This is a genomic window from Pseudomonas sp. MYb193, assembly GCF_002966775.1.
Taxonomy (GTDB): domain Bacteria; phylum Pseudomonadota; class Gammaproteobacteria; order Pseudomonadales; family Pseudomonadaceae; genus Aquipseudomonas; species Aquipseudomonas paracarnis.
This window is the reverse complement of record NZ_CP023269.1, coordinates 4,001,054-4,018,809: the sequence shown is the minus strand read 5'-3', so window position 1 is coordinate 4,018,809 and position 17,756 is coordinate 4,001,054. Positions and strand designations below refer to the sequence as shown.

The 17,756-nt window shown below is 61.9% G+C and carries 13 protein-coding genes and 3 tRNA genes; all 16 read left to right on the top strand.

Annotated features, from left to right (window positions below):
- Positions 1–34: 34 nt before the first annotated feature.
- The 16 genes from CLM72_RS18165 to CLM72_RS18085 all read left to right on the top strand — a co-directional run bounded on the left by CLM72_RS18165 (position 35) and on the right by CLM72_RS18085 (position 17,756).
- Positions 35–2,548, top strand: a complete 2,514-nt coding sequence (locus CLM72_RS18165; protein ID WP_105227364.1) for a FimV/HubP family polar landmark protein — start codon at positions 35–37, stop codon at positions 2,546–2,548.
- Positions 2,549–2,791: 243 nt separating this feature from the next.
- Complete coding sequence (truA, locus tag CLM72_RS18160) at positions 2,792–3,616, top strand: tRNA pseudouridine(38-40) synthase TruA (protein ID WP_003192549.1); 825 nt, start codon at positions 2,792–2,794, stop codon at positions 3,614–3,616.
- Between the two features lie 63 nt (positions 3,617–3,679).
- On the top strand, positions 3,680–4,312 hold the full coding sequence (locus tag CLM72_RS18155) for a phosphoribosylanthranilate isomerase (RefSeq protein WP_105227363.1): 633 nt from the start codon (positions 3,680–3,682) through the stop codon (positions 4,310–4,312).
- A 245-nt stretch (positions 4,313–4,557) separates the two neighbouring features.
- Entirely contained in the window at positions 4,558–5,478 is a 921-nt protein-coding gene (gene accD / locus CLM72_RS18150) for an acetyl-CoA carboxylase, carboxyltransferase subunit beta (protein WP_003192545.1), read from the top strand.
- Complete coding sequence (folC, locus tag CLM72_RS18145; RefSeq protein ID WP_105227362.1) at positions 5,475–6,782, top strand: bifunctional tetrahydrofolate synthase/dihydrofolate synthase; 1,308 nt, start codon at positions 5,475–5,477, stop codon at positions 6,780–6,782. Before accD ends, folC begins: the two co-directional genes overlap by 4 nt.
- A complete protein-coding gene (locus CLM72_RS18140; RefSeq protein WP_105227361.1) occupies positions 6,766–7,434 on the top strand; it encodes an SPOR domain-containing protein in 669 nt (222 codons plus the stop codon). Before folC ends, CLM72_RS18140 begins: the two co-directional genes overlap by 17 nt.
- 679 nt (positions 7,435–8,113) lie before the next feature.
- Positions 8,114–8,671, top strand: coding sequence for a CvpA family protein (locus CLM72_RS18130; RefSeq protein ID WP_003192538.1), 558 nt, complete (start codon positions 8,114–8,116; stop codon positions 8,669–8,671).
- A gap of 41 nt (positions 8,672–8,712) precedes the next feature.
- Positions 8,713–10,218 carry an amidophosphoribosyltransferase gene (purF, locus tag CLM72_RS18125; RefSeq protein ID WP_003192537.1) on the top strand — a complete coding sequence of 502 codons (1,506 nt, stop codon included), beginning with the start codon at positions 8,713–8,715 and terminating at the stop codon, positions 10,216–10,218.
- A gap of 65 nt (positions 10,219–10,283) precedes the next feature.
- Complete coding sequence (locus CLM72_RS18120; protein WP_105227360.1) at positions 10,284–11,495, top strand: O-succinylhomoserine sulfhydrylase; 1,212 nt, start codon at positions 10,284–10,286, stop codon at positions 11,493–11,495.
- A gap of 11 nt (positions 11,496–11,506) precedes the next feature.
- Positions 11,507–12,271: an SDR family oxidoreductase gene (locus CLM72_RS18115; protein WP_003192533.1), complete on the top strand. Its 765-nt coding sequence runs from the start codon at positions 11,507–11,509 to the stop codon at positions 12,269–12,271.
- Between the two features lie 107 nt (positions 12,272–12,378).
- A tRNA-Val gene (locus tag CLM72_RS18110) sits at positions 12,379–12,454 on the top strand.
- Between the two features lie 55 nt (positions 12,455–12,509).
- A tRNA-Asp gene (locus CLM72_RS18105) sits at positions 12,510–12,586 on the top strand.
- Positions 12,587–12,691: 105 nt separating this feature from the next.
- Positions 12,692–12,768, top strand: a tRNA-Asp gene (locus CLM72_RS18100).
- Between the two features lie 386 nt (positions 12,769–13,154).
- The gene (locus tag CLM72_RS18095; protein ID WP_105227359.1) at positions 13,155–15,986 is read left to right on the top strand and encodes a xanthine dehydrogenase family protein molybdopterin-binding subunit; all 2,832 of its coding nucleotides are present in this window, start codon (positions 13,155–13,157) and stop codon (positions 15,984–15,986) included.
- Positions 15,979–16,518, top strand: a complete 540-nt coding sequence (locus CLM72_RS18090) for a (2Fe-2S)-binding protein (RefSeq protein WP_034128255.1) — start codon at positions 15,979–15,981, stop codon at positions 16,516–16,518. Before CLM72_RS18095 ends, CLM72_RS18090 begins: the two co-directional genes overlap by 8 nt.
- A gap of 2 nt (positions 16,519–16,520) precedes the next feature.
- Complete coding sequence (locus CLM72_RS18085; protein WP_105227358.1) at positions 16,521–17,756, top strand: cytochrome c; 1,236 nt, start codon at positions 16,521–16,523, stop codon at positions 17,754–17,756.

The following is a 17,756-nucleotide window of genomic DNA, read 5'->3' as shown; positions in this document are numbered from 1 at the left end:
CAGAGCGGGAAGTGTTCAAACAAAGGATGAGGCTATGGTTCAAGTTCGCAAACTGGTGTTAGCAATAGCGGCCGCCTCGGCGCTGTCCTCCGGTATGGCGCAGGCGCTGCAACTTGGGGAGATGACCCTCAAGTCGAAGTTGAACCAGCCGCTGTCGGTGGAAATCGAATTGCGCGATGTGGGCGGCCTCACGGCGTCCGAGATCACCCCCAGCCTGGCTTCGGCCCAGGCCTTCGTGGATGCGGGTGTCGACCGCCAGGCGTTTCTCGATGACCTGACGTTCACGCCGGTGATCAACCCCGAAGGTCGCAGCGTGGTACGTGTGACCTCCAGCAAGCCGTTGCCCGATTCCTACGTGCGTTTCCTGATGCAGGTGCAATGGCCCAATGGCCGCTTGATGCGTGACTACAGTGTGCTGCTCGACCCGGCCAAGTTTGACCAGCCGGCACCGACTGCCAGCGCGCCGGCCAGCTCTGCGCCTGCCACTGGCACGCTTGCCCGGCACACCACCACGCCCCACGATACCTTGTGGGAGATTGCCGCGAAGAACCGTCATGGCGCCTCGGTCCAGCAAACGATGCTGGCTATCCAGGCGCTTAACCCGGATGCCTTTGTTGACGGCAACATCAACCGCCTGAAAACCGGCCAGGTGCTACGCCTGCCGGATATCACCCAAAGTACAGCCCTGGCCCAGCCGCAAGCGATTGCCGAAGTGAGTGCGCAGAACGCCGCCTGGCGCCAGCGCCAGCGTAGCCCTCAGGGGCAAGTGGCCGGTAAGCCGCAGTTGGATGCAACCCGGCGCACCCAGGCCGGCAATGCGCCGTCGAGCACCCAGGCCAAGGACAATTTGAGCCTGGTATCGGCGCAAGCCGCCAAGAAAGGTGGCAAAGGCGCAGCCGGGGACAGCCGCGCCCTGAGCGACAAGCTGGCGATGACCCAGGAGGAGCTCGACACCACGCGGCGCGACAACGAGGAACTGAAAAGCCGTGCCGCCGACCTGCAAAGCCAGTTGGACAAGCTGCAGAAGCTGATCCAACTGAAGAATGACCAATTGGCTCGTTTGCAGGCGCAAACCGGTGAGCCAGCCGCGATCCCCGCGCAGTTGCCCGGTGAGCCTGCAGCCGAGCCTGCGGCCCCTGTTGCAGCGCCAGCGCCTGAACCTGTCAAGCCGGCTGCCGCGCCGGCCAGTACCGAAGGCAAGTTCAATGATCTGCTGACCAACCCGATTGTGCTCGGCATCCTTGGCGGTGCGGCCCTGCTGGTGGTGCTGCTGCTTCTGTTGCTATGGGCTCGCCATCGCAATGCTCGCCGTGAAGAAGAGAAGCACCTGCGCATGGCTCGGGCGTTGGCCGAAGAGCCTGAGTTCGTTTCCAATATCGATCAAGACCTGCCGCCTGACAGCTTCGAGGGCCTTGAAGTGCCGCCGCCGAGCGTCAAGCTCGCCACCGCAGCGGCGCCAACAGCCGCACCCGCACCAGCCCCGGTGGTCGAGACGGTTGTGGCACCGACGGTCGCCTCCGTGCTGGCGCCGTTGGCGGTTGCCGTGGCTCAGGAAAATTCCAGCGACGCCCTGGCCCAGGCCCAATCCCATATTGACCGTGGCCACCTGAACCAGGCGGCGGATGTGCTTGAACAAGCCATCAAGCACGAGCCCAAGCGCAGCGACCTGCGTTTGAAGCTGATGGAAGTCTATGGCCTGCAGAACAACAAGGACGGGTTCGTCACCCAGGAGCGCCAGTTGGTGGCCAACGGTGAGAACCATGCCCAGGTCGAGCAGCTCAAGGCGCGCTTCCCGGCCATGGCCGTGTTGGCGGCGGGTGTCAGTGCCGCAGTGGCCGCCGCAGCCCTGGATGCGCAATACGTCAAGGACCTGCTCGATGACAAGCCGGCCTCGGCTGCGCAGGCAGATACCTTCGACACCGATTTCGACCTGAGCCTGGATGACCTGGAAGCCGCCTCGCCGGCCGAGATCGCGCAAGACCAGCAAACCTTTGAAACACTGCTCAAACAACAGACCGAGTCTAAGGCCGACGCACAGGACCTGTCGGACTTTGACCTGGACCTGCAGCTGGACCCGCCCGCGTCGCAAACCGATGACGACTTCCTGTCGGGCCTTGAAGAGCAGATCAAGGATGTACCGCCGGTGGAGCCGCCGACTCTGACGCCGGCTGCGCTGGACGAATTCGACCTGCCGGAAGACTTTGACCTGTCGCTGGCGGACGAGCCGAGCAACCCAGCGGCCAAGCCCGATGCCTTCGCGTCGGAGCTGGACGACGTCAATGCTGAACTGGATCGATTGTCCCAGAGCCTGGAGCATCCGCCGATCGAGCCTTCCTTCACGGCTGAAGATGCCGCGCTGGGTGCTGAGGATGAGCCGGATTTCGACTTCCTCTCGGGCACCGATGAAGTGGCTACCAAGCTCGACCTGGCCCAGGCCTATATCGACATGGGCGATGCTGACGGCGCGCGAGACATCCTGTCCGAGGTGCTGACCGAAGGCAACGAAGGCCAGCGTGGCGAAGCCAAGGAAATGCTCGGCCGGATCTAACGGTCGAGGCAGAAAAATGTGGGAGCGGGCTTGTTGTGGCGAGGGAGCTTGCTCCCGCTGGGGTGCGTAGCGCCCCTGAAAAGCCGGCTCCAGCTGCGCTGTCGAACGGGAGCAAGCTCCCTCGCCACAAAAACCCCAGATTAAAAGCCCCCTCTCATGCACCCTGACGCCCTATAATGCCCGCCTTTGCGCAACTCATCAGGCTCACAGTTCTTGGCAAATATAGATAACGCAGCTGCCGAAATGGCGGCCGCAGGCTTTTACCGCATCGCACTGGGCGTGGAATACAAAGGCTCGCGCTATCGCGGCTGGCAGCGTCAGGCCTCTGGGGTGCTGACGGTGCAGGAAACCCTGGAAAACGCCCTGTCCAAAGTCGCCAACTCGCCGGTGTCGCTGATGTGTGCCGGGCGTACCGATGCCGGCGTGCACGCGTGTGGCCAAGTGGTGCACTTCGACACCCAGGCCGAGCGTTCGATGAAGGCGTGGGTGATGGGGGCTAATATCAATTTGCCCCATGACGTCAGCGTCAGCTGGGCCAAGGTCATGCCGGCGCATTTTCACGCCCGTTTCAAGGCCATCGCCCGCCGTTACCGCTACGTGATCTACAACGATCAGATCCGCCCGGCGCACCTCAATGAAGAAATCACCTGGAACCACCGCCCGCTGGATGCCGAGCGCATGGCCGAAGCCGCGCAGCATCTGGTCGGGGTGCATGACTTCAGCGCCTTCCGTGCCGGGCAGTGCCAGGCCAAGTCGCCGATCAAGGAAGTCCACCACCTACGGGTGACGCGCCACGGCAAGATGATTGTGCTGGATATCCGTGCGGGTGCCTTTCTGCATCATATGGTGCGCAACATTGCTGGCGTGCTGATGACCATCGGCACCGGTGAGCGTCCGGTGGAGTGGGCCAAGGAAGTGCTGGAAAGCCGCATTCGCCGCACGGGCGGGGTCACGGCGCATCCGTTCGGCCTGTACCTGGTGGATGTGGAGTACCGCGACGAGTTCGAATTACCGGAACGCTTTATCGGGCCGCACTTCCTCACCGGTTTCAGCGAACTTGGCGGCTGACGCCCGGAAAAGCTTTTGTTACCATCCGGGACTTTCTCGGTCCAACCCTGAGGTTCCTACGACATGTCAGCCGTTCGTAGCAAGATTTGCGGGATTACCCGCATAGAAGACGCGCTGACGGCAGTCGAAGCGGGGGCGGATGCCATTGGCCTGGTGTTTTATGCCAAGAGCCCACGGGCGGTGAATGTGCTGCAGGCGCGGGCGATCATCGCTGCATTGCCGCCCTTCGTGACCACCGTGGGGTTGTTCGTCAACGCCAGCCGCTGCGAGCTCAACGAAACCCTGGATGCGGTGCCGCTGGATATGTTGCAGTTCCATGGCGACGAATCGCCAGAGGAATGCGAAAGCTATCAGCGCCCGTACATCAAGGCGTTGCGGGTCAAGGCCGGGGACGATATCGCCGCAGCCTGCGCCGCTTATACCGGCGCTCGCGGGATTCTGTTGGACACCTACGTCGACGGCGTACCCGGTGGCACGGGCGAGGCGTTCGACTGGACGCTGATTCCCGAGGGGTTGAGCAAGCCGGTCATTCTCGCGGGTGGGCTCACTCCAGCGAATGTCCAGGCGGCCATCGAACAGGTCCGGCCGTATGCCGTGGACGTCAGCGGTGGGGTGGAGCAGGGCAAGGGGATCAAGGACCCGAGCAAGATTCGCGCGTTCATGCAGGCCGTGCGCAACAGCAGGGATGGGATGTGACGGCTGGCAGTCTGCCGCCGTCCATAACTACCACTGTGTAAAACAGCCCGGCGCCGCCTGTGGGTGGCCCGGAAACGAAGTGGCAACCCTGCGCTGGCAGGTTGTCTGGAAGGCCGAGGATACGGGCGGGAAATGGCAGGTCCAACGTCTGACCCCGTCCCGCCTGTGTCATCGCCACATATGAATTTAGCTCAAGGGCATACGCGGGGCTGTGTTCGAGCCACCGGTACTGGAGAAAAGAAAGCATGAGCAACTGGTTAGTAGACAAACTGATCCCTTCGATCATGCGTTCCGAGGTGAAAAAAAGCTCGGTTCCTGAAGGTCTGTGGCACAAATGCCCATCCTGCGACGCGGTGCTGTATCGCCCGGAGCTGGAAAAGACCCTGGACGTTTGCCCCAAGTGCAACCACCACATGCGTATTGGCGCACGCGCCCGTATCGACATCTTCCTGGATGCCGATGGCCGTAATGAACTGGGTGCCGACCTGGAGCCGGTTGACCGTCTCAAGTTCCGCGATAGCAAGAAGTACAAGGACCGCCTGGTCGGCGCACAGAAGCAGACTGGCGAGAAAGACGCGCTGATTTCGGTCAGCGGCAAGCTGCTGGGCATGCCGGTAGTGGTCTCGGCCTTCGAATTCTCCTTCATGGGCGGTTCCATGGGTGCCATCGTCGGTGAGCGCTTTGTTCGCGCTGCCAACTATGCCCTGGAAAATCGTTGCCCAATGATCTGCTTCGCCGCCTCCGGTGGTGCGCGTATGCAGGAAGCCCTGATTTCCCTGATGCAAATGGCCAAGACCTCGGCGGTACTGGCGCGTCTGCGTGAAGAAGGCATTCCGTTCATCTCCGTACTGACCGACCCGGTCTACGGCGGCGTCTCCGCCAGCCTGGCGATGTTGGGCGATGTGATCGTTGGCGAGCCTAAAGCCCTGATCGGTTTTGCCGGCCCACGCGTGATCGAGCAGACCGTGCGGGAAAAACTGCCGGAAGGCTTCCAGCGCAGCGAGTTCCTGCTGGAGCACGGTGCGATCGACCTGATCATTCCGCGTGGCGAACTGCGCCCGCGCCTGGGCAGCCTGCTCGCGCAAATGATGGGCTTGCCGACGCCTGTGTACATCGCGCCTAAGGTCGAGCCGATCGTCGTGCCGCCGGTGCCAGCAAACCTATGACCCAACGTACCCTGGGCGAATGGCTCGCCTACCTTGAGCAGTTGCATCCGTCCGCCATCGACATGGGCCTGGAGCGCTCGCAACAGGTAGCGGCCCGCCTCGGGTTGGGCCAGCCGGCACCGCGTGTGATCACGGTGACCGGCACCAACGGCAAAGGCTCCACCTGTGCCTTTGTCGCCGCGCTGTTGCAGGCCCAAGGCCTCAAAGTCGGCGTGTACAGTTCGCCGCACCTGCTTCGCTACAACGAGCGGGTGCAGCTCAATGGCGTCGAAGCCACTGATGCCCAGCTGTGCGAAGCCTTCGCAGCCCTGGAAGCCGGGCGTGGCGACATTTCCCTGACCTATTTCGAGATGGGCACCCTGGCGGCGTTCTGGCTGTTCGAGCGTGCGCAACTGGATGTGGTCGTGCTGGAAGTCGGCCTCGGCGGGCGTCTGGATACGGTCAACGTGGTGGATGCCGACCTGGCCCTGGTGACCAGCATTGGTGTCGATCATGCCGATTACCTGGGCAATACCCGCGAATCGGTATCTTTTGAAAAGGCCGGGATCTTCCGTCAGGGCCGTCCGGCGCTGTGTGGTGACCTGGACCCACCGCAACCCTTGCTCGACAGGGCGCGCGAACTGGATTGCCCGTTCTACCTGCGGGGTCGCGAGTTCACCCTGGACATCGGCCACACCCATTGGCAATGGCGTGGGCAGGATGCACGTGGCCAACGGGTAGAGCTGCTTGATTTGCCGTTGCTGAACCTGCCGATGGAAAACGCCGCGCTCGCGCTGCAAGCCTATTTGCTGCTGGACCTGCCGTGGGACGCCGCGCAGATCGCCGCGACCTTGCTGGCAACGAAAGTGGTGGGGCGCCTCGATCGCCGAACCTTCGACTGGCAAGGCAAGCGCCTGAGCCTGATGTTGGATGTAGGCCATAACCCCCATGCTGCGCAGTACCTGGCTCAGCGTCTGGCACTTACGCCGCCGGTGGGGCGTCGCCTGGCGGTGTTCGGGTTGTTGGTCGACAAGGACCTGGACGGCGTGGTTGCGCCACTGCTGGGCAGCGTCCAGTCTTGGGCCGTTGCGCCGCTGGACACGCCACGCAGCCGTCCTGCGGTTGAGTTGGAAACTGCCTTGCAGAACCTTGGCGCGCCGGTGACGTCGTATGCAAGCGTCACTGCAGCCCTGGAGGCGCAGTGTGCGGTAGCGACGGCCGAGGACGAAATCCTGTTGTTCGGATCATTTTATTGTGTTGCCGAGGCGCTTGAATGGCTGGCCCGGCGCTCCACGGAGGAAGCTGCACATGGCATTACTGGATAGCGCATACAAGCAGCGAATGGTCGGGGCCTTGGTGCTGGTGGCGTTGGCGGTAATCTTTCTGCCGATGCTGTTTTCCCGCCAGGACGAACAGCGCCAGGTGGTGGTTGAAGCTCCTGCTGCGCCCCAGGCGCCGGTGGTGCCGCAGGTTCAGGTCGAACCGGTGGTCGTGCCTGAGCCTCAGGTGTTGCCGGAAGAGCCTGTGCCCGTCGAGGAGGAGGTCGCCACACAGCAGGCGCCTTCACAGGCCCCTTCGATGCCGGTGCAGCCAAGTGTGCCGGTGGTCAAGCCAACGCCAGCCCCGGCTGTCGCCGCCAAACCGGCTGCACCGGCGCCAGCGCCCAAGCCGGTAGCGCCGCAGCCTGCAGCGCCTGGCAAGCCGGATGTGGGGCAGAGTCGCATCGACCCTAATGGCCTGCCGATCAGTTGGTCGATCCAACTGGCCAGCCTGGCCAATCGCGAAAGTGCCGACGCCTTGCAGAAAAAGCTGCGTGCCCAGGGGTATAACGCTTATATCCGCAGCGCTGACGGCAAGAACCGTGTGTTTGTCGGGCCGCTGATCGAGCGTGCCGAGGCAGATCGCCTGCGCGATTTGCTGGGTCGTCAGCAGAACCTCAACGGGTTTGTGGTGCGTTTCCAGCCCGAGCGCGGCTGAACGGGCAATATGCTCTAAATGTGGGAGCTGGCTTGCCTGCGATGGCGGTGGTTCAATCGACAACGATGTCGAGCGTGCCGCCCTCATCGCAGCATAGGTATCTACATAACTCTGTTAGCTCAACGGTAACCACGATGCGACGCGAGCCGCTCTTGATCTTGATCTGCTTTTGATCTTAGGCGCCCCGTTAAACCACGCTGGCGGATTACGGGCACACCGAGCCTAAGCGAGGTGCCGAGTGGTGGGGCAAGAGCGCTTTGCTTACTTTTGTCTGGGCCGGCATTCCGGCTTTTCGAAAGTGAGCCGCCGTCAGGGCGGAACCCTAAGTGGCCGTTACCGCAGGAATGGATATGTACACGGTCCAACTGTGTTGACTGTCAGGCCGTCTTCGCAGGCAAGCCAGCTCCCACATTGGATCGCGGGGCATCAGTTATATCTGTGTCGGCTGCCAGGCCGTCACGGGAGCAAGCTCCCTCGCCACAGATTTAGCGTCGTGCCGAAGTTGTGTAGATACCTATGCTCATCGCAGGCAAGCCAGCTCCCACATTGGTTTGTGCTGGGGTTGAAATGCGATTGGTCCGTCACAATCTATTGATTTGCAAAGCACCCGCAATCACCGCTTACCGATAGCCCGGCGCTCTGCTAAAATGCGCCGCCTTATCCGTACGTAGGCTGCACTGTGCCATTTACCTGGGTTGATTGGGCGATCGTTGCAATCGTCGCCATCTCCGCTTTGATCAGTCTGAGCCGCGGCTTTGTAAAAGAAGCACTGTCGTTGCTGACCTGGATCATCGCAGGAGTCGTAGCCTGGATGTTCGGTGGTTCACTGTCAGTCTACCTGGCCGGGTACATAGAGACACCTTCGGCTCGCGTCATCGCGGGCTGCGCCATCATGTTCATCGCCACGCTGTTGGTGGGGGCAATGGTCAATTATCTTATTGGCGAGTTGATACGTGTCACCGGCCTCTCCGGGACCGATCGATTTCTCGGCATGGCCTTCGGGGCTGCGCGTGGCGCGCTGCTGGTGGTCGTGGCGGTCGGGCTGTTGAGCCTGGGGCCGGTACAGCAGGATTCGTGGTGGCAGGAGTCGGTACTCGTGCCAAAATTTCTATTGGTTGCAGACTGGTCCAAGAACCTCATCCTGGGGTGGAGCAGTCAGTGGCTGGCCAGCGGAATCAGCGTACCCGCTGATCTTCCGTTCAAGGAGCACCTCTTACCGGCCAAAACGCCTCAGTAAGCTGTGTTCAGTCAAGATTCATTAAGTAGGGGTTGCGTCGCATGTGTGGCATCGTCGGTATCGTCGGTAAGTCGAACGTCAATCAGGCGCTGTATGACGCGCTAACCGTCCTCCAGCACCGCGGCCAGGACGCTGCCGGTATTGTGACCAGCCACGACGGCCGGTTATTCCTGCGCAAGGACAATGGCCTGGTGCGTGACGTGTTCCATCAGCGTCACATGCAGCGCCTCGTCGGGCACATGGGCATTGGCCATGTGCGCTACCCGACTGCCGGTAGCTCGACCTCGGCCGAAGCTCAACCGTTCTACGTCAACTCGCCTTACGGCATCACCTTGGCGCACAACGGTAACCTGACCAACGTTGAACAACTGGCCAAGGAGATCTACGAATCTGACCTGCGCCACGTCAACACCAGCTCCGATTCGGAAGTGCTGCTCAACGTGTTCGCCCACGAGCTGGCTCAGCGTGGCAAGCTGCAGCCGACCGAAGAAGACGTGTTCGCCGCCGTGATCGACGTGCACAACCGTTGCGTCGGTGGTTATGCGGTGGTGGCGATGATCACCGGTTACGGCATCGTTGGTTTCCGCGACCCCCACGGCATTCGCCCGATCGTGTTCGGCCAGCGTCACACCGACGAAGGCGTCGAGTACATGATCGCTTCCGAAAGCGTGTCCCTGGACGTGCTGGGCTTCACCCTGATCCGCGACCTGGCGCCGGGCGAGGCTGTCTACATCACTGAAGACGGCAAGCTGCACACCCGTCAATGCGCTGTAGCACCGAAACTCACCCCATGCATCTTCGAGCACGTCTACCTGGCGCGTCCGGATTCGATCATCGACGGCGTCTCGGTCTACAAGGCGCGCCTGCGCATGGGCGAGAAGCTGGCCGAGAAGATCCTGCGCGAGCGTCCCGAGCACGATATCGATGTGGTCATCCCGATCCCGGACACCAGCCGTACCGCTGCGCTGGAACTGGCCAACCACCTGGGCGTCAAGTTCCGCGAAGGCTTCGTGAAGAACCGCTACATCGGCCGTACCTTCATCATGCCCGGCCAGGCTGCGCGCAAGAAGTCGGTACGCCAGAAGCTCAACGCCATCGAGCTTGAGTTCCGCGGCAAGAACGTGATGCTGGTGGATGACTCCATCGTGCGGGGCACCACCTGCAAGCAGATCATCCAGATGGCCCGCGAAGCCGGGGCGAAGAACGTGTACTTCTGTTCCGCCGCGCCTGCGGTGCGTTACCCGAACGTGTACGGTATCGACATGCCGAGCGCCCATGAGCTGATCGCGCATAACCGTTCGACCCAGGATGTGGCCGACCTGATCGGCGCCGACTGGCTGATCTACCAGGACCTGCCGGACCTGATCGAAGCGGTTGGCGGTGGCAAGATCAAGATCGAGCAGTTCGACTGCGCCGTGTTCGACGGCAAGTACGTGACCGGCGATGTCGACGAGGCCTACCTGAACAAGATCGAACAGGCGCGCAACGACTCGTCGAAGATCAAGACCCAGGCGGTCAGCGCGATCATCGACCTGTATAACAACTGAGTAAACACCGGCCCTGAGGGGCCGGTTTTGTATCTTAAATAAAGCATTGAGTAAGGAGTCGCAGCATGAGTCAGGAATGGGATGCCGGTCGGTTGGACAGCGACCTCGATGGCGTAGCTTTCGATACCCTGGCTGTGCGCGCCGGCCAGCACCGTACCCCGGAAGGTGAGCACGGCGACCCGATGTTCTTCACCTCCAGCTACGTGTTCCGTACCGCCGCCGACGCCGCTGCGCGGTTTGCTGGCGAAGTGCCGGGCAACGTGTATTCGCGCTACACCAACCCGACCGTGCGTGCGTTCGAAGAGCGCATTGCGGCCCTGGAAGGCGCCGAGCAGGCCGTGGCGACTGCCACCGGCATGGCGGCCATCCTGGCCGTGGTGATGAGCCTGTGCAGCGCCGGCGACCATGTGCTGGTATCGCGCAGCGTGTTCGGCTCGACCATCAGCCTGTTCGAGAAGTACTTCAAGCGTTTCGGTATTGAAGTGGACTACGTGCCCCTGGCGGACCTGTCCGGTTGGGAGGCGGCCATCAAGGCCAATACCAAGCTGTTGTTCGTCGAATCGCCGTCCAACCCGCTCGCTGAGCTGGTGGACATCGCCGCGCTGTCCGAAGTCGCGCATGCCAAGGGCGCGATGCTGGTGGTGGACAACTGCTTCTGCACCCCGGCCTTGCAGCAACCGCTGAAGCTGGGTGCGGACATCGTGGTGCACTCGGCAACCAAGTTCATCGACGGCCAGGGCCGTTGCATGGGCGGCGTGGTGGCCGGTCGCAGCGAGCAGATGAAGGAAGTGGTGGGCTTCCTGCGCACCGCCGGCCCGACCCTCAGCCCATTCAACGCCTGGATCTTCCTCAAGGGTCTGGAAACCCTCAGCCTGCGCATGAAAGCCCATTGCGCCAACGCCCAGGCCCTGGCCGAGTGGCTGGAGCAGCAGGACGGTATCGAGAAGGTGCATTACGCCGGCCTCAAGAGCCACCCGCAACACGCCTTGGCCCAGCGCCAGCAGCGCGGTTTCGGTGCAGTGGTGAGTTTTGAAGTGACGGGCGGCAAAGACGGCGCCTGGCGCTTCATCGACGCGACGCGCTTGATCTCCATTACCGCCAACCTGGGTGACAGCAAGACCACCATCACCCACCCGAGTACCACCTCCCACGGGCGCCTGGCGCCGCAGGAGCGTGAAGCGGCCGGCATCCGGGACAGTCTGATCCGCATCGCGGTGGGCCTGGAAGATGTTGCTGACTTGCAGGCAGACCTGGCCCGCGGGCTGGCGGCCTTGTGATCGAGTGGTCCATGGAGGCTGCGGCGGCCAGTAACGGGCGCGTGGCGCTGGTGACGGGCGCGGCGCGGGGCATTGGCCTCGGGATTGCCGCGTGGCTGATCAGCGAAGGCTGGCAGGTGGTGCTGACCGACCTGGACCGCGAGCGCGGTGCCAAGGTGTCCAAGGTGCTGGGCGACAATGCCTGGTTTATCACCATGGACGTGGCCGACGAGAAGCAAGTGGCCCAGGGTGTCGCCGAGGTGCTGGGGCAGTTCGGGCGCCTGGATGCGTTGGTGTGCAACGCGGCGGTGGCCGACCCGCGCAATATCACCCTGGAAAGCCTCGACCTGGCGTACTGGAATCGCGTGCTGGCGGTCAACCTCAGTGGGCCGATGCTGCTGGCCAAGCACTGCGCGCCTTACCTGCGTGCCCATGGCGGTGCCATCGTCAACCTGGCCTCGACCCGGGCGCGTCAATCCGAGCCTGATACCGAAGCCTATGCGGCCAGCAAAGGTGGGCTGTTGGCCTTGACCCACGCCCTGGCCATGAGCTTGGGGCCGGAAGTGCGGGTCAATGCAGTCAGCCCTGGCTGGATCGACGCCCGTGACCCGGCTGCGCGGCGTGCAGAGCCGCTCACCGACGCCGATCATGCCCAGCATCCGGCGGGCAGGGTGGGGACGGTGGAGGACGTGGCGGCGATGGTGGCCTGGTTGCTGTCACGTCAGGCCGGGTTCGTCACTGGGCAAGAGTTCGTGGTGGACGGCGGCATGAGCAAGAAGATGATTTACAGCGAGTAGGGCGGGTAGCTGTCTTGAAGTCATTTTGTCTTTTTCAGAAAAACTTCAAGCAGGCTATTGACTTAGGTCCGCTACCTGCGTAAATTTCGCGGCCTCAACGAAGCAAAGGGTGATTAGCTCAGCTGGGAGAGCATCTGCCTTACAAGCAGAGGGTCGGCGGTTCGATCCCGTCATCACCCACCACTTCTTGAGAGTTTTGCCCTAGGGCAAGACGCAACGTTAAAGGTTGCACCGACGCGCAGCGGTAGTTCAGTCGGTTAGAATACCGGCCTGTCACGCCGGGGGTCGCGGGTTCGAGTCCCGTCCGCTGCGCCATATTTTCCAGGTTCGATATGTCGGGCTTGAGATTGAACAGCCAAGGCTGATCGATCAGATGTTTAAAGGTGGTTGAGGGTTCATGCTCAATCAGCCAAGCGATACGCAGCGGTAGTTCAGTCGGTTAGAATACCGGCCTGTCACGCCGGGGGTCGCGGGTTCGAGTCCCGTCCGCTGCGCCATATCTGCATCAAGGCACACTGAACGCCTTGCAGCACAAGGAAAGCCACTGGCTCACCTTGATCCGATAGCAAAGACCCTGGTCGAAAGACCGGGTTTTTTTGTGTCTGGGGTTTGAAAAAAACCCATCTTCTTCGCTGCCATCAGCGCTCATTATCGGCAAACGGCCGGCAGATCATTTCGATGCTGTCGGCCGTTTTGCGTTCTTGTGTCAAAAAATTTCAATGTGGTTATTTGCCGCAGGCGCAGAAACCTTTAAAGTTAACCCTTCGGTCAACTTTGCACTGTCGTCATGGCCTTTTGATTCGTCGAGAAAGGCTTCTGCAAGTCTCCAGATTCGGTGTACTTAACCATAAGGGCGGATTTATAACCGCTCAGAGGATGATCCATGTCCAACCGTGAAATAACCCGGCGCTCGTTCCTCCAGGGCGGGCTGGTGGCGGGTGTGAGTGTCACGCTCACGCCGCTCAGCACCCAGGCGCTGGCTGCCTTGATGGAAAACAGCGTGACCGTGCCGTCTGAAAAGTGGCTTGGCCATAACGGCAAGGCGCGCCAGCGTAACGATGCCTTGTCGAAAGTCTGCGGCAGTAAGGTGTTTGCCCGCGACATCCGTTCCAAGGACATGCCTGGCTGGCCCCAGCAGCAAGGTCACGCCATGTTGCTCAAAACCATCAAGGCCGACCAGATCTACGCGGGCTACGACCTGTCGTGGCTTGGCGCCGAGTTGCAGCCGGACCGCATTGTCACCGCTGCCGACCTGGACAAAGACGGTATCGTCTTCCCGGAAGAACATGCGCCGGACCCATTGCTGCCCGAGGGCAAAGTGCCGATGTTCATCGGTCACCCGGTGGCGATCCTGATCTGGAACGACTTCGAGCGTTTCCGTCAGGCCAAGAACAAACTCAAGTTCAATGACAAGGCGATTCGTTACGGCGCCAAAGTGCCGTATTACGAAGGTGACCCCTACGGTAGCTTCCGCTACGTGCGCGTGGGTGGCCCGACCTCGGCCGACGAAGACGAATTCGCCAGCCTCAAGGATTCGATCCTGTTCCCGATGCTGAAAAACCGTCGCCCAGTGTGGAATTCCCAGCCGAACCTGCACGGCAACCTGACCGAGCGCGGGCTGTTCTACGCCGAGCGCATGAAGAGCCAGATCAACACGCCACCGGACAACTGGCTAGTGTTTGACGAGCGCTACAAAACCCCATCGATCGAACCGGCCGCCATGGAGCCGGACAACGGCAACGGTTGGTACGATCCAGCAACCAAAACCCTGCACTTCGTGGTGGCCACCCAGTGCCCATTGGAAGTTGCGACCGAGACCGCCAAAATGATCTCGCCGTCGCGCTTCGGCCTGGCTCATCTGAACATGCACCCGGGTTACACCGTGGGTTACGGTTCCAAAGACCACAACATTTTCGTCTACTACGCCGCCCTCGCTGCGTTGTATGGCGCCGGTGTGCCGGTGCGCCTGGCCAACGACCGTTACGAGCAATTCCAGAGCGGCATCAAGCGTCACCCGTTCGATATCCGCTATCAGTTGGCAGTCGACAAGAACGACCACAGCTTCAAAATCTTCCTCGCCGACATGAGCGTCGACGGCGGTGGCCGGATCAACTACAGCCCATCGGTGGCTGCGGTCGGCGCCACGGCGGCGCAGTCGATTTACTACATGCCGCAGAACGACCTGCAGGTCACTGCGTACCACTCCCGTGGCGTTGAAGCCGGTTCGATGCGTGGCTACGGCACCCTGCAAAGCATGGCGGCGACCGAAATGATGGTCGACGAAATAGCCGGTCGACTCGGTGTAGATGCCATCGAGCTGCGGCGCAAGAACGCACTGCGTTCGGGCATGAAGAACACCCAGGGCGCGATCCCTGCCGGTGCGTTACGGTTGCACGAAATTCTCGATAAGGCCGCTGCGCACGATGTGTGGAAAAACCGCGACGCGATCAAGCAACAACGCGAAGCCGCAGACCCGGATAACTGGTATGGCGTCGGTTTTGCCATCTGCCAGAAAGACTTCGGCACCGGTTCCGAAGCGCCGATGGCCAGTGTTGAATTCAGCGCTGACGGTCGCATCAGCCTGCGCCACATCGGAATCGAAATCGGCACCGGCATGTCCACTTCGCAGTCGCTGGTGGTTGCCGACTTCCTCGGCAGCCCGGCCCACGAAGTGAAGACCGGTGAAACACAATGGCAGGAAATGCAGCTGGTCACCGGCGGCAACCCTTACACCATGAGCCAGGCCGAGCAGGACAACCTGCTGCGCAACCCGCGTTGGGTGGGCAAGCTCGCGTCGGCGTCGTCCGCGACCAACTCGGCGTACTACTTCAGCCATGCCACCCGTGAAGCGGCGCGCGTTCTGTTCAACCACGGCTTGTGGCCGGCTGCGCTGGAGATCTGGCGCCAGGGCCCGTTCGGCGGCCAGGCCAACCCTTATGTGGTGCGCCGCGAAGACGCGCATTGGGTGGACGGCAAGCTCACCGCCAACGGCATGCAGCCATTGAGCTTTGAAGAACTGGCCAAGCGCGCTCATGAGCGCGGCCTGGTCACCGCTGCCACGGTCCACGGGTTCAACCGCTGGAGCTGGGCCGAGGCTGAGTACAGCATCGACGGCGTGCGCGAGCGCCTGCCGCTCGACGGTCTGGCGGTGAAATACGGCGATGGCGCACCGAAAGCCAAGCAGGCGCTGATGAGCACTGCCGGTTTCCACCTGCTCGATCGCCAGAACGTCAGCTATCCCGCCACCCAGTTGAATAACGCTGCGGTGACGTACTACAGCCCCGTCGCCACGTTGGTCGAGTTGAAGGTCAACAAGGGTTCAGCGCAGGTCGAAGTGCTCAATCACCATTCGTGGGTCGAGTGCGGGCGTGTGCTGGTTGAGGAGTTGGTCAAGGGCCAGCTCGAAGGCGGTGTGGCCATGGGCATCGGTCACGCCTTGATGGAGGAAATGCCGTTGTACGAAGGCGGGCCGGGGGAGGGCGACTGGAACTTCAACCGCTACCGTCTGCCGATGGCACGTCATGTTGCCGTGTGGAAGCAGACCTCGGAGATTCTGCCGGCGCTGTCGCCAAGCGACCCGTCCAAAGGTATCGCTGAAGTGGTGATGATCCCGATTGTCGGGGCCATCGGTAATGCGGTGGCACACGCCATCGGTAAACGTGTTCGCGACCTGCCAATCACGGCTGCACGCATCAAGGAGGCCCTCAATGGCTAACCGTCCGCTTCAACTGACCCTCAATGGTCAACCCGTCGGCCCGGTGGACATCCCTGATGACCTGCCGATGATCGACTACCTGCACGAATACAAAAACCTCACCGGCTCGCGGTTGGGCTGCGGCCAAGGCATTTGCCACGCCTGTGTGGTGATCGTCGACAACCCGGACGGCACCAGCGAAGAAGTGCGCACCTGCATCACTGGCGCGCATTACTTCGAAGGCAAGCAAGTGCGCACTATCGAAGGCCACGCCAAGCGCGATGAGTCGGGCCAGGTCACTGAGCTCAACCCGATCCAGCAGCGCTTCGTGGATGAGTTCGCCTTTCAGTGCAGCTATTGCGCGCCGGGCTTCGTCAACGCGGCGACCGTGTTGGTGGAGAAACTGCAACGCCAGCCGACCGTGCACAGCAAGCTGGAACAAGTCATCGAGGACAGCCTCGGTCATCACGTCTGCCGTTGTACCGGGTACGTGCGTTATTACAACGCCACCCGCAACGTGCTGACCGATCTCGGCCTGGTCAAGGAGGGTTAAGCATGAAGCTTTTTCTGACCCGCCTGGCCTTGGCGGTCGGCCTGGCCGCGCCGGTATTGTTTGCCCACGCTGATGATCAGGCCAAGCGCGGCGAATACCTCGCCCGCGCCGCTGACTGCATGGCCTGCCACACTGCACCGGGCGGCGCGCCGTTTGCCGGCGGCCTGCCGATTGTCTCGCCGTTTGGCACCATCTATGGCACCAATATCACGCCAAGCAAAGAACACGGCATCGGCTTGTACAGCGATGACGAGTTCTTCGCTGCGTTGACCGAAGGCAAGCGTCGCGACGGTGTGTACTTGTATCCGGCGATGCCCTACACCTCGTACCACCTGATGCCGCGTGAAGACTCGGACGCCATTCATGCGTACCTCAAAACCATCGAGCCGATCGAGCGTGCAGCGCCGGTCACGAGCCTGAGCTTTCCCTTCAACGTGCGCCTGGGCTTGATGGGCTGGAACGTGCTGTACGGCAAAGCGCTGAAACTGGAACCGGCCGAAGGCAAGAGCGAAGCCTGGAAGCGCGGCCAGTACATGGTCGAAGTGCTCGGCCACTGCGGCGAATGCCACACGCCACGTGGCCTGCCCGGTGCGATGGAGCTGGACAAGCGCCTGACCGGCGGCATCCTCAATGGCTATCTGGCGCCCAGCCTGCTCGCCACGGACCTGGCCGCGCGCGGCTGGAATGAGCAGGACCTGGCCACGTTCCTCAAGCACGGCATGAGCGCCCAAGGGACGATGTTCAACGAGATGTTCCCGGTGTTCCACAACAGCACCCAGGGCCTGAGCGATACGGACCTGGCCGCGATGGCGACCTTCCTGCTCGGCGATAAACCGCCGGCAGCCAAGGCGTTGGTCGAAGTGCCGGTGGACAAGCTCGGCCCGAGCGCTCAGCGCGGCCGCCAGGAATACCTGAACGTCTGTGCCGGTTGCCATGCTGCGGGTGGCGAAGGCAAGCCACACATCGCGGTGGCGATGCGCGGCAACACCACGCTGCGGCTGGAAGACCCGCGTAACCTTGTGCGGGTGATCGAGGACGGGATCGGCGAGCAGAAGTTCTCCGGGTTCGAGCATATGCAACCGATGCCGGGCTTCGCGGGAAAACTCAGCCCGGAACAACTCACCGATTTGATCAATTACCTGCGCCAAGGTTGGGGTGGGCAGTCGGCGGAGCTGGCGGTGAGCGATGTGCAGAAGCTGCAGGCTGAGGCGCCGTCCATCGAGCGCAAGGCGCACTGA

Bases quoted from the DNA above. Each gene is read 5' to 3' on its own strand.
- CLM72_RS18165 (WP_105227364.1), top strand. From the start codon at position 35: ATGGTTCAAGTTCGCAAACTGGTGTTAGCAATAGCGGCCGCCTCGGCG.
- purF (WP_003192537.1), top strand. From the start codon at position 8,713: ATGTGTGGCATCGTCGGTATCGTCGGTAAGTCGAACGTCAATCAGGCG.
- CLM72_RS18090 (WP_034128255.1), top strand. From the start codon at position 15,979: ATGGCTAACCGTCCGCTTCAACTGACCCTCAATGGTCAACCCGTCGGC.
- CLM72_RS18140 (WP_105227361.1), top strand. From the start codon at position 6,766: ATGGCATTACTGGATAGCGCATACAAGCAGCGAATGGTCGGGGCCTTG.
- CLM72_RS18095 (WP_105227359.1), top strand. From the start codon at position 13,155: ATGTCCAACCGTGAAATAACCCGGCGCTCGTTCCTCCAGGGCGGGCTG.
- CLM72_RS18155 (WP_105227363.1), top strand. From the start codon at position 3,680: ATGTCAGCCGTTCGTAGCAAGATTTGCGGGATTACCCGCATAGAAGAC.
- accD (WP_003192545.1), top strand. From the start codon at position 4,558: ATGAGCAACTGGTTAGTAGACAAACTGATCCCTTCGATCATGCGTTCC.
- CLM72_RS18085 (WP_105227358.1), top strand. From the start codon at position 16,521: ATGAAGCTTTTTCTGACCCGCCTGGCCTTGGCGGTCGGCCTGGCCGCG.
- truA (WP_003192549.1), top strand. From the start codon at position 2,792: ATGGCGGCCGCAGGCTTTTACCGCATCGCACTGGGCGTGGAATACAAA.
- CLM72_RS18115 (WP_003192533.1), top strand. From the start codon at position 11,507: ATGGAGGCTGCGGCGGCCAGTAACGGGCGCGTGGCGCTGGTGACGGGC.
- folC (WP_105227362.1), top strand. From the start codon at position 5,475: ATGACCCAACGTACCCTGGGCGAATGGCTCGCCTACCTTGAGCAGTTG.
- CLM72_RS18120 (WP_105227360.1), top strand. From the start codon at position 10,284: ATGAGTCAGGAATGGGATGCCGGTCGGTTGGACAGCGACCTCGATGGC.